We start from the raw sequence: 1,101 nt of genomic DNA, 5'->3' as shown, positions 1-1,101 counted from the left end.
CTGATTTTCTTTCTCACTTAAGATCTGTATGAACTGGTTTTCAATCATTTGTTCCGAATGACTCATTTGATCCCCCTCATTTCCATAGTTTCCACCATTTTTTAGATTCTGTTTTTACCGGCTCTTTTTCTTTTGCCTTGTTTCGTTCTTTTTCTGATAACCTCAATTGAGCTTTCAATTCATTGATTTCTTCCTGCGCCTCACCCCTTATCGACGAGCCATCTTTCATATCCTCCTGAGGCATTTTAAGAGCTTTCAATTCATTGATTTCTGATTTATACTCTTCTAGTACTTTTTTATCCTGTAAGGCTAGACGTTGTTGCTGGTCTAATAGCTTATGAAGATCTTTTTTTTCTGATTGGAGTTCGGACACTAGATTCCTTAAAAATAAAATCTCTTCATTCCCCTCTGGATTGTCATCAACTGAATTATCCACGTTGTCGTCAACAAAAACTTTTTGTTGACGTTTTTTAGTTGACGTTTTGTTAAAAAAAGCATTCTTAATAACTTTTTGACCATCAACGTCAACGTAAACGGTATTTCCTTTTTTTGACGTAAATTGACGTAAATCTATTGACGATTCTTTTTTTATTTTTTGCCATACAGCTTGCTTTGAAACACCTATTTCATCCGCAAGCTCTTTGATTGTCTTTAACTTTTCACTCATCATAAGTCCTGCCTTTTAACCGTAGGTAGATATTGCTCGATTGCTTTTTTCAGATACTTCGCTACATTGCGTTTAGAATATTCTTCACGCTTGCTAGAGACATAACTTAGGTGGTCTTTGACACCATTCAAACCTCGTAAGTCTTTCAGTTCGTCATAGAGAGGGTACACATTTTTCTGTAAGCCTGCCATTGTTGCCGTATCTGTCATTTCTAATGGTGACAAAAGAAAATTTTCAATCAATAGCTTGGTGTATTTGCTTTTCATTGCTTCAATAGCTAGCTTATCTTCGGTTTCCTCTTTGACTTTATTACCCTCTTGATATACTTTATCGTCTAACTTGTAGCTGTTATCGTCTGCCATGCGTTTTTTCTCGATATGAAAGACAATAGAGTCAATACTCCGCCCTTTTTTGACTTTCTCATAGGACACGTT

At 35.9% G+C, this 1,101-nt stretch carries 2 protein-coding genes; both read right to left on the bottom strand.

Going from position 1 to position 1,101, the window contains the following annotated elements; genetic code table 11:
* Nucleotides 1-76: 76 nt before the first annotated feature.
* Nucleotides 77-667, bottom strand: a complete 591-nt coding sequence (locus ABT369_RS57860) for a RepB-like protein (RefSeq protein WP_058212880.1) — start codon at nucleotides 665-667, stop codon at nucleotides 77-79.
* A partial coding sequence (locus ABT369_RS57855) for a hypothetical protein (RefSeq protein WP_502891972.1) occupies nucleotides 667-1,101 on the bottom strand: 435 nt, incomplete at its 5' end. The genes ABT369_RS57855 and ABT369_RS57860, both read right to left, overlap by 1 nt.

The organism is Dactylosporangium sp. NPDC000244 (genome assembly GCF_040300725.1).
Lineage (GTDB): Bacteria > Actinomycetota > Actinomycetes > Mycobacteriales > Micromonosporaceae > Dactylosporangium.
Note: the sequence above shows the minus strand (reverse complement) of the source record. Positions and strands in the feature narration are given on the sequence as shown.

Bases quoted from the DNA above. Each gene is read 5' to 3' on its own strand.
- ABT369_RS57860 (WP_058212880.1), bottom strand. From the start codon at position 667: ATGAGTGAAAAGTTAAAGACAATCAAAGAGCTTGCGGATGAAATAGGT.